19 protein-coding genes are annotated in these 18614 nt (G+C 50.5%); 6 read left to right on the top strand and 13 right to left on the bottom strand.

The genetic code is table 11. From position 1 onward, the window contains the following. Positions 1-25: 25 nt before the first annotated feature. The 13 genes from ABFI50_RS20655 to ABFI50_RS20595 form a co-directional block, all read right to left on the bottom strand. Positions 26-1525 (bottom strand): lipopolysaccharide kinase InaA family protein, encoded by a 1500-nt coding sequence (locus ABFI50_RS20655; protein WP_347484972.1) that lies wholly within the window; start codon positions 1523-1525, stop codon positions 26-28. 25 nt (positions 1526-1550) lie between these two features. Further along, complete coding sequence (locus ABFI50_RS20650; RefSeq protein WP_347484971.1) at positions 1551-3188, bottom strand: PP2C family serine/threonine-protein phosphatase; 1638 nt, start codon at positions 3186-3188, stop codon at positions 1551-1553. Next, positions 3188-4228 carry a TerY-C metal binding domain-containing protein gene (locus ABFI50_RS20645; RefSeq protein WP_347484968.1) on the bottom strand — a complete coding sequence of 347 codons (1041 nt, stop codon included), beginning with the start codon at positions 4226-4228 and terminating at the stop codon, positions 3188-3190. Before ABFI50_RS20645 ends, ABFI50_RS20650 begins: the two co-directional genes overlap by 1 nt. Before the next feature lie 85 nt (positions 4229-4313). Beyond that, on the bottom strand, positions 4314-4952 hold the full coding sequence (locus ABFI50_RS20640) for a VWA domain-containing protein (RefSeq protein ID WP_201405254.1): 639 nt from the start codon (positions 4950-4952) through the stop codon (positions 4314-4316). Then, complete coding sequence (locus ABFI50_RS20635; RefSeq protein ID WP_096218069.1) at positions 4952-5593, bottom strand: TerD family protein; 642 nt, start codon at positions 5591-5593, stop codon at positions 4952-4954. The genes ABFI50_RS20640 and ABFI50_RS20635 overlap by 1 nt, the downstream gene beginning before the upstream one ends. A gap of 22 nt (positions 5594-5615) precedes the next feature. Then, positions 5616-6254, bottom strand: a complete 639-nt coding sequence (locus tag ABFI50_RS20630) for a VWA domain-containing protein (RefSeq protein ID WP_096218070.1) — start codon at positions 6252-6254, stop codon at positions 5616-5618. Positions 6255-6729: 475 nt separating this feature from the next. Then, positions 6730-7197: a tellurium resistance protein TerW gene (locus ABFI50_RS20625; protein WP_201405255.1), complete on the bottom strand. Its 468-nt coding sequence runs from the start codon at positions 7195-7197 to the stop codon at positions 6730-6732. 17 nt (positions 7198-7214) lie between these two features. Continuing rightward, on the bottom strand, positions 7215-8423 hold the full coding sequence (locus ABFI50_RS20620) for a DUF4236 domain-containing protein (protein WP_347484965.1): 1209 nt from the start codon (positions 8421-8423) through the stop codon (positions 7215-7217). Between the two features lie 10 nt (positions 8424-8433). After that, positions 8434-9390: an HpcH/HpaI aldolase/citrate lyase family protein gene (locus ABFI50_RS20615; protein ID WP_347484963.1), complete on the bottom strand. Its 957-nt coding sequence runs from the start codon at positions 9388-9390 to the stop codon at positions 8434-8436. Continuing rightward, on the bottom strand, positions 9390-10469 hold the full coding sequence (locus ABFI50_RS20610) for a cysteine protease StiP family protein (protein WP_347484961.1): 1080 nt from the start codon (positions 10467-10469) through the stop codon (positions 9390-9392). Before ABFI50_RS20610 ends, ABFI50_RS20615 begins: the two co-directional genes overlap by 1 nt. Position 10470: 1 nt before the next feature. After that, positions 10471-11244: a hypothetical protein gene (locus ABFI50_RS20605; RefSeq protein WP_347484959.1), complete on the bottom strand. Its 774-nt coding sequence runs from the start codon at positions 11242-11244 to the stop codon at positions 10471-10473. Next, complete coding sequence (locus ABFI50_RS20600; protein ID WP_096218076.1) at positions 11237-12379, bottom strand: phosphoribosyltransferase domain-containing protein; 1143 nt, start codon at positions 12377-12379, stop codon at positions 11237-11239. The genes ABFI50_RS20605 and ABFI50_RS20600 overlap by 8 nt, the downstream gene beginning before the upstream one ends. 9 nt (positions 12380-12388) lie before the next feature. Continuing rightward, positions 12389-13447, bottom strand: a complete 1059-nt coding sequence (locus ABFI50_RS20595) for an ATP-grasp domain-containing protein (protein WP_347484958.1) — start codon at positions 13445-13447, stop codon at positions 12389-12391. A 318-nt stretch (positions 13448-13765) separates the two neighbouring features. Here ABFI50_RS20595 and ABFI50_RS20590 point away from each other — a divergent pair, with 318 nt between their 5' ends. The 6 genes from ABFI50_RS20590 (at position 13766) to ABFI50_RS20565 (ending at position 18317) form a co-directional block, all read left to right on the top strand. Further along, entirely contained in the window at positions 13766-14347 is a 582-nt protein-coding gene (locus tag ABFI50_RS20590; RefSeq protein WP_096218078.1) for a TerD family protein, read from the top strand. Then, positions 14347-15504, top strand: a complete 1158-nt coding sequence (locus tag ABFI50_RS20585) for a TerD family protein (RefSeq protein ID WP_096218079.1) — start codon at positions 14347-14349, stop codon at positions 15502-15504. The genes ABFI50_RS20590 and ABFI50_RS20585 overlap by 1 nt, the downstream gene beginning before the upstream one ends. 22 nt (positions 15505-15526) lie before the next feature. Continuing rightward, a complete protein-coding gene (locus ABFI50_RS20580) occupies positions 15527-15982 on the top strand; it encodes a tellurite resistance TerB family protein (protein ID WP_000007449.1) in 456 nt (151 codons plus the stop codon). Between the two features lie 22 nt (positions 15983-16004). Then, on the top strand, positions 16005-17045 hold the full coding sequence (gene terC, locus ABFI50_RS20575) for a tellurium resistance membrane protein TerC (protein WP_096218080.1): 1041 nt from the start codon (positions 16005-16007) through the stop codon (positions 17043-17045). 48 nt (positions 17046-17093) lie between these two features. Then, complete coding sequence (gene terD / locus ABFI50_RS20570) at positions 17094-17672, top strand: tellurium resistance membrane protein TerD (RefSeq protein ID WP_000116677.1); 579 nt, start codon at positions 17094-17096, stop codon at positions 17670-17672. A gap of 69 nt (positions 17673-17741) precedes the next feature. Beyond that, the gene (locus tag ABFI50_RS20565) at positions 17742-18317 is read left to right on the top strand and encodes a TerD family protein (RefSeq protein WP_020996162.1); all 576 of its coding nucleotides are present in this window, start codon (positions 17742-17744) and stop codon (positions 18315-18317) included. Positions 18318-18614: the final 297 nt, after the last annotated feature.

The following is an 18614-nucleotide window of genomic DNA, read 5'->3' as shown; positions in this document are numbered from 1 at the left end:
AGGGAGAACTCGTTTGTGACACTCACTATTTTCCTACCAACTGGACGACTACCAGCCTCCCGCCATCCTCTTTTGATAAAACAAACTGTGCATTATTCGTCAGTTCAATTTTTTCCCCAATGGCAATCTGTCGTTTATCCGGTAATGACATAAGCCCGTGTATGCCCTCATTTACTAACCACCATTGTTCGTTATGGAAAACAAAATAACCAACTCTTTTCCTTTGTGTTTCCGTCGTGCGCTCATTTGGCGCGATGAGGCGGTTCACATGCCAGGCATAGATTGACTGCCCGCTCCATACCATCAGCCTGTGGTCGTCGGGACGATAGCTGCCTTCTTTACGGGAAGAATATAAATTTAGCACGGGTAATTTACCCTTGTAAGGCGTACCGCAGTAAGGACATACCGGCTTTGTCTTACCCGAGAAAACGTACCATTTCTGTTCACACCCCTTGTTCTGGCAGGGCTGTATCAGATCGACTGTTTTAACCAGGGCGCTTTCCCACTCATCGGCGGTCGGGCGTTTAGTGGCATCGTGTAAGCCATCGATGAAGGCGCGTTCAAACAAAGGCGTCAGATAAGGGCCCATGATGGTGTAAGGGATTTTCTCCGGATCAGCCCAAGGAAGTGAAAAGGAGGATAACTGACTGACTTTGACTGCATTGCTTTTGTCTGTCGGATGTTCAATGAAGAGTGCCTTCTCACCCATAGATAAGGTCTCATCACGTACTTCATCCGATATATCATGTATTTTTCCGCCACGTAGCGGATGACGGAAGAACAGATACATGTAGATAAGCACTGACAGCGCATGACGGTCAGTAGTAATGCTTGGCAGTACGCGGTTAGGATCTTCTTTGGAAAGATGGCTGGTTTTCACCACTTCCGGAGCGATAAAATCCGGGGTGCCCACGACGTCGGGAGGATACTTCCCTGGAACAACCAGGCCGTCTACATCTATGATGCAAGCATGGCCCATTTCTGGGTCGATCAGCACGTTTTTATAGCTTAGATCGCTGTGACAGAGACCTGCTGCATGCATCCTTCTGACTGCTCTTGTCAGCAGCAGACAGACCTTGAGATAGGTAAGCGTATTGCCTCGTTCACGTGGGTCAAGAAATTTATTCTGGTTGCTGGCGCTGGCAAACCATTTGCCTTCTTTTTCCCGGCCTTTTATGCCCAGAAAATCATCGTTTTTAGAGCCATATTTAAAGAAAAAGTGGCTCTGGTAGGTTGGAACCACGAGGCCGATTTTATCCCCATGCTCGACAACGTGGGTGGGCCAGCAAAACAGGTCCTTCCAGTATTCACCACCGGATTGGCCAAAAATATTTTGCCTGTAGCGGCCGGTGATCATATCAATCCGATCTCGGGCCTGCTCATTCTGTGGTTTATGATAAAAAGCGACGACGTAAGATTTATCAGGCGAAAAGTAAACATCCTTCATTGAGCCCGAACCTATTACCTCGTCAACATATTGGACTGTTTCGCCGTCCTTTGTTTTGCACGTAACGATATTTGCCATATTGATCCCCGAAAAAGCGTATCCCTTACCACAACACCGCAATTGTGCGGTCATCATGGTTCCCCGCTGAGAAAAAGTTAAGCCAGTCGCCTAACCTCTCAGGCGCAATACTGGCGTCTGTAAGGGCAGGGATGAGCTCATCAACAAGACGGGTCCATTTTTCGTCACTGCGAAGCCCGTTATCCGTCTCAAACAGAGGGTCTGATACGCCGTCTGTCATGAGGATCAAGTGAGATACATCATTCCATTTACCCACGCTGATGCGGGCGCTAAACGATGGGTCTGCAATAATGCTCTGGTCAAGGAAGCGCGTTTGTCCTGCGTATTCTCCGCTATCGGGATTTCCCAGTACCCTGACTTTACCGGAAGGGCTGTATGCACCTATCGCACCATCCCCAAGCCAGAATGAAGCCGCAAACATCTCTTTATCAGTTCGTAGCGCTACAGTTGCTAGTAAGGTTGTTGAATAGGATTTCACCGGTTGTTCTGCACAAATGGCTTCGTTCTGGATGCTGTTGACCGCGAGCGTAGCTGCCTGTTTGAAATGATGAAGCATGGCGTTTATGGTTACCTGCTGATCGCTCCCTTCCCACGCCGTGATGTGCTCCTTTAAATGGGCGCCTTTCAAACTACTGAGCTGATTGAAAAGGTAATCGCCAGCCGTTTTGACTGCAATCCGGGAGCCTTCACGGGAATTTACTGCACTACCGGCCCCGTCTGCGACCAGCATGACAGACCATCCTGTATCCTGGCAGTGATTGATATAGAAGTCGTCATCTCTGAAGCTCCCGACATGTTCATGGGAGCGACCTCGACGGCTGGCGGCAGCAATACGTATGTCACCTCTGATCAGGCCAGCAGCATCCAGATGCGGTTTAGGGTAGGGAGCATCTGCTGGTGGCTCTACTATCTTCCACAGGTTTCTCGGATCGGGGTTTACTATAAAAAGTAGCTTTGTTTCACATTCGTCGTGCGAAGCGCATGACCAGAGTACTGAAAGCTCTATATCACCGCTCTCGGTGGGCGATCCTGTCAGCAACCCATGTTCTTTGTCAAAAGTCAGGCCAATGTTCCGGGAAAAGACAACGTCCCTCACAGTAGCCTGCTGGTTCTCATCCAGAACGATGGCAACCGGCGAAGAGAAACGTTCGCCTGCGCGGGCGTTGGGTATAGTTATTTTAGCTCTCGGGGGCACGGCAGGTGGCACAGCTAATCCGGCCCGCTGCTGGCCTGTTGGTATCTGCCCGGGTTTTAATACCAGGGAAGACAGGTTTTCGTCTTCCCTCTGTGCTGGTTTATCAAATTCGTAATAAGGCATCAGCTTCCAGAACGGAGGATGAGGTTCATTTTCTGGCAGCGGTTGCAGTAATGGTGTAACGGTAGCGCCATGGCCTGGATTACCAGCATCAGTCCCGGCCGTCTGTTGCTGATCGGAAAGATTGGATGCTGATGAGGCGGCAATCTCTGCGTCGTTATCACCTTCGCTAACCCGCGCAGATAAATCCTGTGCAAGGCTCTCTATCCGCTCTTTAAGCTGCATAATTTCTTCGGTCAGGGATGGATCTTGCGATAGAAGAAAAAGCCGCTCACCTTCTACAGGGTGGCCCAGCTCAGACAGAACTAAGCGGATAATCTTCTCTTCAAGTAAAGCATTTTGCGACATCAACCTCTCCCTCTGTTTACGTCGAAGTTAGTGTTTCCGCCATCATTGCTGAATGACAGGCCTGTTTCACACCAGGGGCAGATCACGTCATCCGGGCCGTCAATACACAGCAACTTTCCGCATGAGCACAGGGCAAACGCACTGGCATTACCGCAGTGGGGGCAACCCGGTACGCCATGCAGTTCGCTGGTGTTTACCTGCAAACCGGTAGCGGTGGCATCTGACCACGCAAAATAGTCCTCATCGATGGGATAGCATCCGGCAATATTAAAGCTGTTCAGGTTCAGGCTGAAATCGAGCCCGGAAACCCTTGCAGGTGGCCGTTCATACTTCATCAGGTAAGGACGACGGGTCTTGCTGCAACGGCCGGTAAGCGTAACGCAGTTTTCATCGTACGCTTTTACTGGCTCGCCCTTAGCCAGCCGAACTATGTATTCAGTCTGGCTGAGCTCAGGTTGTTTGTCGTCCCCGACGCTGCGGCTGTGCGCTGTAACCGAAGCCGTGATCCATTTGATGAAGCGGGTAAAGTCGCCTTCCTGAGACTCGGTGAACAGCATGACATTCTCTGTCAGTTGCCGCAGGATATTCAGGTCAGCTGACGGCCCCAGGCCAACGGCAATGAGATTCACTTTACTTGCGTAATGATCCTTCCAGCGCTTCACTTCTGCGGTTGTGTCGTCAGTCGGACGTCCGTCGGTAAGAAGGTACACGACGGGTTTCCAGTCGCCTTTATCCTCATGAGTGGTTTTTCTGACCTGGGTATCAATTTGCACGGTCAGCTCACGCAATGCGGCCCCAAGGCTCGTACCGCCGCCAACGGGAAGGCGGGGAGGGTAGAACGAGGCAATTTCGTGAAGAGGTACAATCGTACGGGCTACACCGGCAAATGCGATTACCGAGACCCAGGCTGTTTCAAGTGCGTGTGGATCCTTTCTTAAATCTCCGACGATCATTTGCAGACCATCAGTCATTTTTTTCAGGTTTTCACCAATCATGGACTCTGAACAGTCCAGGACAAAAAACACGGGAAGGCGTCTCATAATTTTCCTCGTACGGCTGGTACGGTCAGCAGAAAACGGGTCTATACAATAAGGCGCTGCCGGGTATGCAGCACCTTCCTGTCTGTCAGAGCACCAGCTGGATTTCTGGTGGCGGAGGGGGAAGAGTATCTGTTCCGGTATTGATCCCCGCGCTTGTGCTGCCGGAAGACACGCTGGCCGATACCCATTTAAAGAAACCTGCAAACGCGGTTGAATCCAGCGTCTCCAGAGAAACAACCTTATCGGTGAGCTGTTTTAAGTGCTCATGGCCTGCTTTAGGACCAACTGCGCAGGCAATGATGGATCCGAATCCCCGGCCGCGAATAGCTTTTACCGCTTCACCGTAAGCCAGGGCATCAGAAGGGGTTCCATCAGTCATCAGGAATACCAGAGGACGCCAGTCTCCTTTCGTATCACCATCTGATCGACGCACATCCCGATCAATACACTGCATCAAACATTCAAGGGCAGCACCGGTGAACGTCCCGCCAGCGCTTGGCACAACGATGTCTGAAAACTGGAAGTCTTCCAGCGGCGTGAGAGGAATAAACTCACGCGCCTCATTGTCATAGGTGATAATGGAGATATGAACACTTTCGAGGGCGTAGGGATCCTGACGGAGAGCGCTAAGCATCGCCTGAATTCCAACGTTTACGGAATGAATGGACTCACCGCGCATCGAACCGGATGTGTCAATAACCAGGTAGACAGGCAGGCGGCGCATCAGATGTAATTCCTCAAGTGCGAGACAAATGAATCAGATTCTGAAGGCTCACCAATTGCCCTGAGTTTCCAGCCTGTAGGCTCACGTATCAGCTCGGCAAAAACCATGGAGCGCTTGCTGGCGAAGGCGGGTCCGCCAGAAAGATCGAATCGTGCCATTTCAATATTACGGGCATCAACTGCCCGGATGAAAGCATTCTGAACTTTTCCAAAGTGCTGCTGTAGTTTTTCACCATTATAGATCTGAACGATAAACACAATTTTCTCGTACTGAGCGTCAAGGGAATTCAGGCGCACAATAATTTGCTCATCGTCACCGTCACCGGCTCCAGTTCGGTTATCGCCCGTCAGCCATATGTTGCCTGACTTATGGCGAAGGCTGTTGAAAAAGATGATATCGCCATTCACCAGCGTAGGTTTACCATTTTCCACATTCCCGAGATCCGTCACCTTTCCGGCTGAATTACACAGGAAAGCGATCACATCAAGGTCATATTCTTCTTCTTTCTTACCAAAGATCCCGCCGAGGAAACCTTTCTTTTCCTCATTAATATCCCAACCGAGGCCGATAGTAACGGATGAGAGATCGTATTCATTTTTTTTCAGGCTTATGCCCTGGCCTTTGCTCAGACTGACAGACATGATATCCCCTTAATCAATATAATTATAAGACTACATTTACTTCAGGAGGCGGTGGTGGCAGGTCTTCAAGCCCTATCACTTCTTTTTTACTGGACTCCACTTTCTGACTGCCTACCGAAATGCTCGCACTGACCCATTTAAAGAATGCTTTAATCGTCGAACTGTCAGCCGTATCCAGCTGAACCACGATCTCAGTAATTTCCTTGAGAACGCTGGTATCAGCATCATGCCCGGCTGCACAAGCTACCACAACGCCGGTTCTGGCAGCTTTAAAGTCATTCAGGCCCTTACGCCAGTCATCATTCGGACTTCCATCCGTCATCAGGAATACAAGTGGACGCCAGTCACCTTTAGTGTCAGCCGTCGTTTTCTGTACTTCTTTGGCAATTGAGCTGGCAGTGAGGGAAAGCGCTTCGCCAAGAGACGTGGTGCCGCTGGCTGTTAGTGCTGGCATCTGGAAACTCAGGAGGTCCTTCAGGGGGACTGCCTGTCGGGCTGAAGAATCAAAGGTGATCACTGATACATAAGCCGTTTCGAGTGCATACGGATCCTGTTTCAGAGTGGTAAGCAGCGTCTGAACGCCATTCTTGACCGCCTCGATAGGCTCTCCATGCATAGAACCTGACGTGTCGAGTAGCAGATATACGGGTAAGCGTCTCAAATGTAATTCCTTCTAAAGAGATTGGAAGTGGATAGTAGCTTCAGTAAAATACCAGATTCTATTGATTCGATAAAACGGCACAACATCTGTCGGGTGGGGAGTAAATTCACAGAAACTGGCTCAGAAGCCACATAAAAGAAATAAGTTAACCACCATTGAATTACCAACATGTGAATGGCCTTTTATCAATAAAAAAAATAATTTAGACAGGACAGGAAGCAAAGGTTTCTGAAAAAACTCCGGCATAAATAAACTGTCTTGAGTATGAAAAGCATCATACAACACAGATCTGCATGAATGGAGTGTAAATCGCGTAAAGATTGATGTGTAGCACAAGAGGATGTCAAGACGCCAGGTTATGTAGGCAGAAAGGCGCTGCTGGGATTGCGGGAGGATTATAGACGAAACTACATCGCGCCAATACAGATGTGAAGTATGGCAGAACCGGGGTTTCACCCCGGTCTGAGATTTAGTGTCAGGACTTTTTAACGCTGTATTCTTTTATTAGTTCGTCGACGGTATGTAGAGCCAGCTTCTCAACAGCTTCACTTCGGGTGGTTCCAATCAGTGCAGCCAGACGGTCAATTTTTCTTAAAACCCGCATGCGTAGCGATAATGACACGGCTGTTTTTTTATCCTTATCGAGTACGACCTTTCCTGTAGACTCAGCTGTTTTCATTTCAGCATTCTGTACGAGCGCTTCATTCATCCGCCGAAGAGTCTTTTTATCCAGCTGGCCCGGATTAACGAGATGATAGGAATGACCCGCCTTGCTGTATTTGATTTCTGCAGAATATGACTCGCGTAGCTCTTTGAGTGCCCGGGTTAATGTCGGTTCTGAGCATTCCAGACTGGTTAAAATATCGGCAGCAGAAACGGGCTTGCCGGTACCCAGTAAGTTGGCAAGCTTAAAAATCCGGACCTGTCTGGTATTTAATTGCATTGTTAGATTTAGCCTGCTTAAAGGGTTAGTGGTTCAATAGGCTGAAAAATGAAGGTACTGCTCATCCTTCGAATAACCGGGTGATCGCCTAACGCTTCAACCGGATCAATGTGTTCTAAACCGTCAAAATTTACTGACGACATCTCGCTGCGAGTGCATTTGCAGGACAGGATATACTCATCCTCCAGATAGCCTGTCCGCTTACTGACCCGTTGCGTAAAGCCTGACACAATCACGTTGTCGAACGGTAGCGTATGTAAAACGATACCGACCAGGCGGAACAGGCAGCCATGGACGTGGCGGGCATAGTTTTCGCGTACGGCTTTTTGCGTCATGGCTTTTTCCGTCAGCTCCGTGCCCCGGGCATTAACGCCGTAAATCTTATCAGGGAAATCTTCAATCTCAGCTAAATCAACATCCAGCAGGACTGCTGATAGCTCCGGCTTTACTTCAAATGCAACAAGCGTTTCACGCGGCCATTCAGTTTCTGCCAGCACACCCGCCAGGTATGATTCGAAAAACGCGGCGTCTGTCCGGAACTGCTGCCGGGCATCTGCCTGAGCCGTGGCGAGCCGTTTTTCATGTTCTTCAGCTTCAAACTTCCAGTTTGCATACTGTTCGGCCCAGGCCGTCCGTTGTTGCTGGTACCGGTGCTGTCGAAGGGTATTCTCACGCTCCACATCAATCAGCGTCTGCTGCCACCGGCGAAGATTTTCGGCGTGGCGCTCAGCTTTAGCTGATTCCGATTCAAACCATTTACCCAGAAAACTAATGCCTTCGCTCTCGACAGGCTTTTCCGGCAATGCAAGGTAGTCTGGCTTTTCTGGACGCACCGGTGCCGGAACCTGAAAAGGCGACGTTCTGTTATGCAGGTATACTGCTTCCAGCTCTGCCCAACTGATGCCTGTTTTTGGATCCGGCGTCAGCTCGTGAATATTACGGATTGCGGTTACCGCTGACATGAGCTCAGCGGCTTCCTGCTCAAGCGCCTGTCTGAGCCCCGGGTCGGTTGCCGTCCGGTTTCCACCTCCGGAACGCGCGGCCCGGTCAAGCCGGGTACGGTAACTCAGCCCGGTACCGGGCAAGCCCAGATTGGCATAGGTCCCCCGGCTACCAAAAGAAACGGAAGCACCTCTCGGCCCGACACTCAAGCTCGGTGCACCGTTGCTCAGGTTGAGGCGAACGCCCGGAATAATGTTGATCGACTTTCTGAACCTGAACCCCATTATGATTTCCTTAATGATGCTGTGTCACGGTAAGTAATCTGATTCCATCAGCGCTTTGCTCGTTCTGTAACCCGTAAAAACGCGCTCTGTCCAGAATACCAGCCGCCCAGCGGCGATGCGTGGCAGGTTCACACATTGCCCCCTGCGACTTAAAAACAGCCTGGGTAGAGTTCAGGATCCGTAGTGCGTCAGAGTGCTCACGCTGAGTGACCATTAGCGCGTTTTGAATGACCTCTATCTGACCCGGGTGAATGGCTGTTTTCCCTACAAGCCCATGCGCCATATCAAGAGCCAGCTCTCTGGCCATAACGGCATGATCGTCAATATGCTCACACACGGGCGCGGTAAGGGCAAAATCACGCGGGCCGAAGACTGAAACGAGCATTTTGATGATGTAACCCATCGGGCTGTCATACAGCGTCAGGTCCCGGGGGCGGCGAAGCGACACTACGTTCATAAGATCGTTGCCGCCGATTCGAAGCGCAATAATGCGTTCGTGACAGGGATGTTCCACCAGACGGGTTGCCAGCTTGCGCATCTGAACCACGTCAAAGACGTCTTCAGTTTCCAGCGTTGGCATCATGCACAGGTGAGTCTCGCCCATAATATCCCACCATTTAGCTAACGAACTGAGGGTAAATTTCGGCAATACAAACCCGTCGACAGCTGAAAGATCATAATGCTCTTTTAACCATTTACCCATTTCGGCATGTCGGGGGCGAATGAACACCAGAGGCCAGTCTTTTTTACCCAGGCTATGCATGCTGTTATTGAGTTCGTACAGCAGCTGCTCAAGATTTTTGAGAGCTACAGGGATATCTGCTTCACTGACAGCATCCTCCAGGCAAATCACCAGAGAGCGCAAGCCTGGGATTTTCCCTTGCAGGACGGCATCCGCAATATCTTTCCGTGTTGCAGGCATGTATAGCGTGGCTCCCAGATTCCAGGGAGAAAGACGATTTTTCATCAGAGCACCTTCTTGATAATGGTTACAGCACGATACTGGCCGAGGGTTCCCCCCATTTCTGTAACAATAATTCCCTTTTCACGAGCAAGCCCTACAAGCAGTGCAACGTCCGGGTCGTCAATCGAACGCACAAATACATGATCCGGTACCCGACGTAATACGGCCCGGGTTGCTTCAGCAATACCGGGTTTAATACGATTGACGCTGTCCACTTTAAATTCATCGGCCAGGAACGCGATAACGTCGCGACTTGTCTGCCATAAGTCCCGGGCTGATTCTGTACTCCAGCTCAGAGGAGCGAGAGATGACGGTGTTAACTTCTTACGGAAATGAGCGACGGTATCGACAAGCATCCGGCTACATTCGAATTCACTGAGATGCTCGCAAACCATGCACCCATGTAACCCTTCAGAGGACCATACTGACCGGGAGATCAGGCCTGACACCGGCGCGCCCATGATGCCAAAAGGAATGAGCCAGTCATCATCACTGGCAGCAAGCCAGGAACAGCCACAGGGATCGGCCAGGACAACCAGTCGCGGCTGCTCAGGATAGCCCGGGCGATCTTTCAGTGCGCGTACAAGCTCTCCGGTAATTGCGCCTTTACCTGTCCATCCGTCAATAAAGACAATACCGCTTGTACCATGCCGCTCTTCAATGACGTCGAGTGCTGCACTGTTAATTCCACGATCCCGGATGATACTGATACCGTAATGCCATGAGGTTTTCCCCATGTCACGCAGGGCCTGGTGCAGCATAACGCCGAGCGGTACGCCAGCTCTGACAAGACTGGCCAGTACAATGGGTTCATCACCGAAGCGTTCGGCCAGAGTAACAGCGAGCTGTGTGACTTCTTTTGCAAGTCTCTCTGCGCCCCGATCCAGCGCCCGGTGAAACAAATCAAGATGCCATTTTGTTGGCGCAGGCTCCTGGCTGAGCATGTCCGAATAATGTTTCTTCCCTGACTGAATCAGCTCTTCTTTTTGCTCAACTGGCGTCATCTCAATGACAATCGGCTTTAGCAGAAATTCCACGTCACCAGGCTGGTATGAGCCGGTAAATGTTTCATGTGGCTGCATTTTATTTTTCTCCAAAAATTCGCTGTGAAATGGCATCTGCAAACTGACTCTGACGCGGTATGCCAAACCAGTTGCACAGTTTCATAAAACGATGATCGCTCAGGCTGTCGCCCAGACCAATTACGGGGAAAACCCCGCGTTCAGCTTGAAGTTTCTCAAGAAGCCAGCTGACTGCCAGCCCTTTCTCAACTGGGGTGGGAAGCCAGGCCACGTTATTACTGTTGCGGTGGATGTAGAATCCCTCGGTCGGAAACACCGTTTCTATTTCATCTGCAATGGCATTGAGCTCGTCAAGGCGGGTGCTGTCGCGGTGTTTCATCACCATATAAACCGCCGTTTCACCGTATTCGAAGTTCAGTCTTGCCCAAGCATTGATCCCTTTTGCGTCCATCATTTCAGTGATCAGACGCTGCATCGATGTCAGCTTTTCCTGGTAGGGAGCCAGCTGGCCGAGCATATGGGCCTTCCACTCCTCGTCGGGCTTGCCTTCAGGAGTGAGAATGACGGCCCCGTGCGTGGTGATTGCCCATGAACGGAAAGGGATCCGGACTCGGCTGATTTCTTCAGTTCCCCTTGCGGTAACTGGGATGAGCTCAGCCTGCTCCAGGAGCCAGTCCACTAACATGGACTGTTCTTCCGTCATAAAGCTTCGTGGATTCAGGGTGCGATCAACGGCACCAGTACGGAATGGCTCGAGGGCCAGCTCGTCCACCATTTTACGACGGGTCTGAAAGAGCGTGTCGTCAAGGTCGCTCAGAACAACGGGTTTATTCATAGGTAACAATCTCCACGACGGGCGCAACTTCAGCCAGCGCTTTAAGAAGCTGCGTGTCAATACTTTCTGCGGGTGTCTCAGTACACACTAGAATGCGGTCAAACTGCTGGTGGGCGACGTTATAGACAAAATTGGGGATGCCCAGCCCGTAGTTATCCGTAAAGGAAATTGCGGACTCAATGGCATAACCAACGGCGATAGGGGAGCGGGTGGTCGAACCATAAAATGCCAGTGCCCCGGCAGCTTCGAGGCGTTCAGCAAGCAGGAACGGCTCCCAGACGAATTCCCCTGTCCCGAGAATCAAAACACGCTCCCCCTTGCTGATGGAGATCTCATGGCCGAGATCGGCCGCAGGTGCGAGCATCCCCTGTCGCCCCCAGGACTGTTTCCCCTGAATGTCCCAATCTCCGCGTGAAGTTACGTTGACCTTCGGCATGTCCGGGACAGGTGCATCAGGTAATGGGATCCATCCCCACTGACCGCTTACAAGAGAAACCGAAGTGACGGGTAAGGGGCTGCGCTCGGACAGGGCATTACTACTCCAGTCGGTAAGCGTTACGGCGATAACCTGTTCAATATGTTGAAGCTTGCCGGTATTCCGCAGGGCAGAAAGCAGGTTAATAAAAGTATTACCGGTGGTTGCCTCGTCATCAATCAAAACCAGCGTTCGTGCGTTGGTAACTCGACGTCTTTTCTCTTCATCATCTGGCAGATAGATCAGATGATCGGTGGCGTGGCTGTGTTCTTCCTTGAACTCGCAAAGCAACGTACCATCAACGGGGTGACGGGTAGAAGTCAGATAGATAGATTCACGATGCCGGTGGCGCAATTCATCAAACACACCGGCCCCAAGCCCAACGGCGGTTTCAGCCATACCGATAAACAGCACGGGCCCTGTCAGCGTTGAGGGGAACTGGCTGGCAAGCTGTCTGTAGGCCTGCCGCATGACTGAGGGCTGCACGGGAATGTGCCTGCCGAGTATTTTGCTCACAAACAGAAAGGCCCGTTTAGGGTTACGTCTTTCTGCAATATCAAACAAGTCATTGAGCGAAACATCACCCCGGTCGCGGGTTACCTGTATCGTACCGCATGAGAGAGTGCGGCGATAAATCATATCTTCGAGGATATCAGACATAAACACGCCTTAATTTAGATGGTTAGAGAGTGATTCAGGGTAAACGATGACATCCGTGATGGATCTCAATGCAACCGGAGAAAAGGTGTTTTTGACGTTCTGGATCACCGCATCTTCAGACATCAGACCGAGCTTAAAGGCAGCAAACAACCCGGGAAGGTTCACCCCGCTATGAAGGGTATAACCCACCCCGCCTGACGGACGCATGTTGGTTTCAAGCAGTAATGGGTTGCCATTCACATCGTTTCGCGTCTGAACATTCACCAGCCCGTCAGCCTTCATAACCCGGGCGCAATCACACGCCAGTTCCCAGGCGCTTCCTTCGTTTACAAGATACTGGATAGCCCCTTCCTTACGGCGTCCCACAGCTGCGAGTATCTTCCCCTTATCTGCGAGGATATCGACGGAATATTCCGGGCCTGGAAGGTACGGCATCAAAACAAGGGGTTTAAACAGCTCAGAAGCCGATGCTGCTGCAATATACTGTTGCGGACTGACCAGACGATGTTCTGGGTGATTAAAGACGGCCATGGGCGAAGCACTGTCATCAAAGCGCCAGAATCCCATGCCATAGATACCTGTCACTGGCTTCACGCATACTGGGCTGTCAGAGAACGGCGGGGCCGCGAGGTGCGTCTTTAATTCTGCCAGCGTATTCACCCGCCAGGATGGTACGACCGGGAGCCCGTTTTGCTCCATAAACTGAGCAAAAGTAACTTTTTCCTCAGCCAGCGTTAACCAGTCGACTCCCATTGCACCGGTAGTAAGGGTGGCACCTGTCGATTCAATGGCTGAACGGTGTTCTTCAAACCACTGGCTGTTACGGCCAGTATGAATATGGTGGATGCCGTAGGTCTGAATGGTTTCCTGAATAAACTGAAGACGTTTTTGAGGATCTTCAGGTTCAGTCAAAGAATAATCGGCAACGGAAAGTATTTCATTCCTTTGGTTGCGGTGGGATGCGTAGACAATAATGCAAAAATTATTCTTCTGAGAAAATGATTTGATCCCCTTAATAATATCTCGTTGAGAGGATAGGCCTTCCATTAGCCAAATTTTTCTTTTCATTTAGTAATTATCCCGAGCGCCTGATAAGTTGGATTAGAGAATGGAGTCTATGAGGGTAAATGGAGTGTGTCAATCATAATATGATTAACAAAAAATTGTTTTTTTGGATGTTTTAGTAAATGTGATTGGCAGTTAAATAATTGATGTGATTGATATAAATTTCATAATTATCTTTATTTTATATATAAGAGTTGCGATAGAAAAGAAAACCTACCAAAATTTTACTTGTAAGAGAACATCATCATGATATGATTTTTTGCGTAGTTTTCTAATCATACCCATGCTTGTCTTGACTGTAGCCATCTTAAGGAATAAAACATGGTTTCATTAAGTAAGAATCAGACGATTTCACTCAGCAAAGAATCTTCATCATTAAGTCAGCTTCAATTCGGTCTCGGTTGGGATCCTGTAAAAAAGAAAGGCTTTCTTGGGGGACTATTCGGCGGTAACGACTCAATCGATCTTGATGCTGGCTGCGTACTCATGGATAGCGCCGGTAATAAAATTGATACAATCTGGTTCCGCAAACTGAAATCCTCCTGCGGCGCTGTTATTCACAGTGGCGATAACTTGACCGGTGAGGGTGACGGCGACGATGAAGTGATTAATGTCGCTCTTTCTCGTCTGCCTGCAAACGTTGAATACCTGGCGTTTACGGTTAATAGCTTCCGTGGTCAGTCGTTCAATGACGTCGAAAATGCGTTCTGCCGCGTGGTCGATCAAACCGGCAAAGAACTGGCTCGCTACAAGCTGACTGAGCAGGGCTCACATACCGGGATCGTTATTTCTTCGCTGCGCTGTAATAACGGCAACTGGGAATTTACCGCCCTTGGCCATGCCTGTCGCGGCCGCACAATTGACGATATGCACTCCGATATCGTTTCAGCGGTTATTCGCTAATGAACCTGACGCCGGGGGGCAATGCCCCCGTTCCAGCCCAGGAGTTGCGGGTCCGGATCACCTCGGGCGGCCAGGTGGATGCTTCGGCGTTTCGCCTGTATGCCGACGGGAAGGTGCAGGGTGATGCGGACATGGTGTTCTATGGTCAGCCACGTAACGATGATGGTACCGTCAGCCTGGTCAGTGAAGGCCAGTACTCAACCTTTACTGTCGCGCTCAACCGACTGAAACCTGATGTCCAGAAAATTGCGTTCACTGTGACCTGTGACGGTGGGCAGACGGTGTCCGGTCTTCGTAATCTTTCCATCGACGTGGAGCAAGGGGCTACCGGCCTGGTTAGCGGCATTGTCGAACTGAGCGGCCGTCAGGAAGCAGCCTTAATTCTGGGTGAGTTTTACCGTCGTAATAATGACTGGAAATTCCGCTTCGTTGCACAGGGGTTCAACGGTGGTCTTAAACCGCTGGCAGAGCATTTCGGCGTAAATATTGCCGATGAACCTGCTCCCGCAGCCCCGACTCCTCCGGTTGTAACCCCTCCGCCAGTTGAGACAAAAATCAGCCTGAGCAAGGTATCGCTGACAAAAGAGAAGCCTGCAATCAGTCTGACCAAACGGGATAACTTCGGTGAAATCCGGATCAACCTGAACTGGCACCGGGGCAGTGGCAAATCCGGCTTTGCAGGTATGTTCGGCTCCAAAGGAATCGACCTGGATCTGGGGGCCTTTGTTGAGCTTCAGGACGGGTATAAATCGGTCATTCAGGCGCTCGGTAATGCATTCGGTGATTATCGCGATGAACCGTATGTTCAGCTCAAGGGCGATGACCGGACGGGTGATGTATCAGACGGCGAGTGGCTGCATATCAATGGACGTGAATGGAAGCATATCCGCGAAGTGCTGATTTACGCCTTTATTTATGAAGGTGTTCCCAGCTGGGACAAAACTGATGGTGTGGTCACCATTCATGTGCCGGATCAACCGCCCATTGAAACCCGCCTGACCGAAGGTGAAAACCGTCGCACATTGTGCGCCATTGCCAGACTCGTAAACGAAAACGGCGCAATTAAAGTCGAGCGTATCAACCAGTACTTCAAAGGCCAGGACGAAATGGACCGGGCATTTGGCTGGGGATTTCGCTGGAGCGCCGGTTCTAAATAACACAGCAACAAAGGAAACAGGTATGAGCTTTTTCGACAAAGTTAAAGGTGCCATTAACTCAGGCCGTGACGAACTGACCCGCCAGGTTGGCCGTTTCAAAAACAAAAAATTCATGCAGGGCACCGTTGCTGTATGTGCCCGTATTGCCGTATCGAGTGACGGCGTGAGTTCAGAAGAAAAGCAGAAAATGATGGGCTTTCTGCGCTCTTCAGAAGAGCTGAAGGTCTTCGATACCAATGAGGTGATCGAGTTCTTCAATAAACTGGTTTCAAGCTTCGATTTCGATGTTGAAATCGGCAAGGGCGAAACCATGAAATACATCCTGGCGCTGAAAGATCAGCCTGAGGCCGCTCAGCTGGCCTTACGTGTTGGTATTGCCGTTGCGAAAAGTGACGGTAACTTCGATCAGGACGAGAAACTGGCCTCCCGCGAGATCGCTATCGCGTTGGGCTTCGACCCGGCTGAATTTGGCCTCTGATCCACATCCCTAAGGGTAAAATATGGTTTCCACACACATCGGCTTCCCGACTGAAACGGTCATTGTTTTTATTGCGCTTTCAGTCGGTGCCATCTTTATTGACCTGTTTATGCACCGTGATGACAAGCCAATCTCCCTGAAGAGTGCGGCGCTCTGGTCCGTATTCTGGGTTGTGGTTGCGATGGCATTTGCCGGTTTCCTCTATATCCACCACGGTGCTGAGGTTGCCAGCCTGTTTGTCACGGGTTATGCGCTGGAGAAAGTGCTGTCGGTCGACAACCTGTTTGTCATGATGGCCATCTTCTCCTGGTTCGCCGTTCCGGATCGTTACCGTCACCGCGTTCTCTACTGGGGGATCATTGGTGCAATTGTCTTCAGGGGCATCTTTGTCGCCATCGGTACGAGCCTGCTGAGTCTGGGGCCATACGTTGAAGTCGTCTTCGCTATCATCGTTGCCTGGACGGCAGTCATGATGCTTAAAAGCGGTGATGACGATGATGAAATTGAGGATTACTCCCAGCATCTGGCTTACCGCATGGTTAAACGCTTCTTCCCTATCTGGCCGAAGCTCAGAGGGCATGCCTTCCTGCTTAACCAGAAAGAAGTGGATGCTGAACTGGCGAAACCAGAAAACAGCGATGTAACGATTGGACGTGGGAAAAAAGCGGCGCTGTATGCGACCCCTCTGTTCCTGTGTGTGGCCGTGGTTGAACTCTCGGATGTTATGTTTGCGTTTGACTCAGTACCGGCAATCATTGCCGTTAGTCGTGAACCGCTTATCGTCTATAGTGCCATGATGTTTGCTATCCTGGGCCTGCGTACTCTGTACTTTGTCCTTGAAGCACTGAAACAGTACCTGGTTCATCTGGAGAAGGCCGTTATCGTGCTGCTGTTCTTCATCGCGGCAAAACTGGGCCTAAACGCGACCGATCACATTTGGCATCATGGTTACAGCATCGCGGCGACAACTAGCTTGTATGTTGTGCTGGGTGTCCTGGCGCTGGGCATTCTCGCAAGCGCCATGTTCCCGGGCAAACCTGAATCTGAGGAAAAGGGGAGCTGATCCCCTGAAGTGTTAACCTGAACAATTACTAATCGAAGAGGTTATTTTATGAGTGTTTCTCTATCCAAAGGCGGTAACGTCTCCCTGAGTAAAGCAGCTCCGTCAATGAAAAACGTCCTGGTGGGCCTTGGCTGGGATGCGCGTTCAACTGACGGTCAGGACTTCGACCTGGATGCTTCAGCATTCCTGCTGGCCGCAAACGGCAAAGTGCGCGGCGATTCAGATTTCATCTTCTATAACAACCTGACGTCATCCGACGGTTCCGTAACGCACACTGGCGATAACCGTACCGGTGAAGGCGATGGTGATGATGAATCGCTGAAAATTAAACTGGACGCAGTCCCGTCTGACGTTGACAAGATCATCTTCGTTGTCACTATCCATGATGCTCAGGCTCGTCGCCAGAGCTTTGGTCAGGTATCCGGTGCATTTATTCGCCTGGTCAATGACGATAACCAGACTGAAGTCGCTCGCTACGATCTTACCGAAGATGCTTCCACTGAGACTGCCATGCTGTTCGGCGAGCTGTATCGCCACAATGGTGAGTGGAAATTCCGCGCAGTAGGCCAGGGTTATGCTGGTGGTCTGGCATCTGTATGTGCTCAGTACGGCATCAACGCGTCCTGATCGAAAAGTAACTTTTCATATCTGGGGCTGTTAATGCAGCCCTTATTCAACTGTTTGCAGGAGCTAAAAATGGCAGTTTCTCTCGTAAAAGGCGGCAACGTATCTCTGACCAAAGAAGCACCAACCATGAATGTTGCTATGGTTGGCCTGGGCTGGGATGCCCGTGTAACCGATGGTCAGGGTTTTGACCTGGACGCTTCCGTGTTCGCAGTAGGCGAAGACGGTAAAGTGTTGTCAGATGCGCATTTCATTTTCTTCAATAACAAAACCAGCCCTGATGGCGCAGTAGAGCACCAGGGTGACAACCGTACTGGTGAAGGCGACGGCGACGATGAGCAGGTCAAAATCGATCTGACCAAAGTCTCAGCAGACATCAAAAAACTGGTGTTTGCCGTTACCATCTATGATGCAGAAGCGCGTAAACAAAACTTCGGCATGGTGAGCAACAGCTTCATGCGCGTTTACAACAACGACAACGGCACGGAAATTGCCCGTTTCGATCTGTCTGAAGACGCCTCAACCGAAACCGCAATGGTCTTCGGTGAACTGTATCGCCATGGCGCTGAGTGGAAGTTTAAAGCTGTCGGCCAGGGTTTTGCCGGTGGCCTGTCAGCGCTTGCTTCCCAGCACGGCGTCAATGTCTAAAAGACGCTGAGTCTGACCCCGGCAATGCCGGGGTTTTTTTGGGGTAACGATCCGCTATCAGCGGTTGAATCTGAGAAAGGGGGGCCGGGCATTTTCAGAAAGCAGAGTAATGTTAATTCTGGCGTAAGTCTTTTATACAGGACCCGGGTTTATCTATGGTTGCTGGTTAAAGCCAGTATTCCGTGCCGTATATCAACAGCATGCCCCTCGGATATATGTTACTTTTGTGATTTATGAAGGAAAGGGATCTGGAACATAAGATACCCGGTCAATGAAAATTCCAATTCAACAGGTATA

This window comes from Enterobacter sp. HNDS-6 (assembly GCF_039850505.1).
Classification (GTDB): Bacteria; Pseudomonadota; Gammaproteobacteria; order Enterobacterales; family Enterobacteriaceae; genus Enterobacter; species Enterobacter kobei.
The sequence above is the reverse complement of the archived record's forward strand: the minus strand, read 5'-3'. Positions and strand labels throughout refer to the sequence as shown.

Bases quoted from the DNA above. Each gene is read 5' to 3' on its own strand.
- ABFI50_RS20565 (WP_020996162.1), top strand. From the start codon at position 17,742: ATGGCAGTTTCTCTCGTAAAAGGCGGCAACGTATCTCTGACCAAAGAA.
- ABFI50_RS20625 (WP_201405255.1), bottom strand. From the start codon at position 7,197: ATGCAATTAAATACCAGACAGGTCCGGATTTTTAAGCTTGCCAACTTA.
- ABFI50_RS20640 (WP_201405254.1), bottom strand. From the start codon at position 4,952: ATGCGCCGCCTGCCTGTCTACCTGGTTATTGACACATCCGGTTCGATG.
- ABFI50_RS20620 (WP_347484965.1), bottom strand. From the start codon at position 8,423: ATGGGGTTCAGGTTCAGAAAGTCGATCAACATTATTCCGGGCGTTCGC.
- terD (WP_000116677.1), top strand. From the start codon at position 17,094: ATGAGTGTTTCTCTATCCAAAGGCGGTAACGTCTCCCTGAGTAAAGCA.
- ABFI50_RS20615 (WP_347484963.1), bottom strand. From the start codon at position 9,390: ATGAAAAATCGTCTTTCTCCCTGGAATCTGGGAGCCACGCTATACATG.
- ABFI50_RS20600 (WP_096218076.1), bottom strand. From the start codon at position 12,379: ATGTCTGATATCCTCGAAGATATGATTTATCGCCGCACTCTCTCATGC.
- ABFI50_RS20655 (WP_347484972.1), bottom strand. From the start codon at position 1,525: ATGGCAAATATCGTTACGTGCAAAACAAAGGACGGCGAAACAGTCCAA.
- ABFI50_RS20645 (WP_347484968.1), bottom strand. From the start codon at position 4,228: ATGAGACGCCTTCCCGTGTTTTTTGTCCTGGACTGTTCAGAGTCCATG.
- ABFI50_RS20635 (WP_096218069.1), bottom strand. From the start codon at position 5,593: ATGTCTGTCAGTCTGAGCAAAGGCCAGGGCATAAGCCTGAAAAAAAAT.
- ABFI50_RS20595 (WP_347484958.1), bottom strand. From the start codon at position 13,447: ATGAAAAGAAAAATTTGGCTAATGGAAGGCCTATCCTCTCAACGAGAT.
- ABFI50_RS20590 (WP_096218078.1), top strand. From the start codon at position 13,766: ATGGTTTCATTAAGTAAGAATCAGACGATTTCACTCAGCAAAGAATCT.
- ABFI50_RS20605 (WP_347484959.1), bottom strand. From the start codon at position 11,244: ATGAATAAACCCGTTGTTCTGAGCGACCTTGACGACACGCTCTTTCAG.
- ABFI50_RS20580 (WP_000007449.1), top strand. From the start codon at position 15,527: ATGAGCTTTTTCGACAAAGTTAAAGGTGCCATTAACTCAGGCCGTGAC.
- terC (WP_096218080.1), top strand. From the start codon at position 16,005: ATGGTTTCCACACACATCGGCTTCCCGACTGAAACGGTCATTGTTTTT.
- ABFI50_RS20585 (WP_096218079.1), top strand. From the start codon at position 14,347: ATGAACCTGACGCCGGGGGGCAATGCCCCCGTTCCAGCCCAGGAGTTG.
- ABFI50_RS20610 (WP_347484961.1), bottom strand. From the start codon at position 10,469: ATGCAGCCACATGAAACATTTACCGGCTCATACCAGCCTGGTGACGTG.
- ABFI50_RS20650 (WP_347484971.1), bottom strand. From the start codon at position 3,188: ATGTCGCAAAATGCTTTACTTGAAGAGAAGATTATCCGCTTAGTTCTG.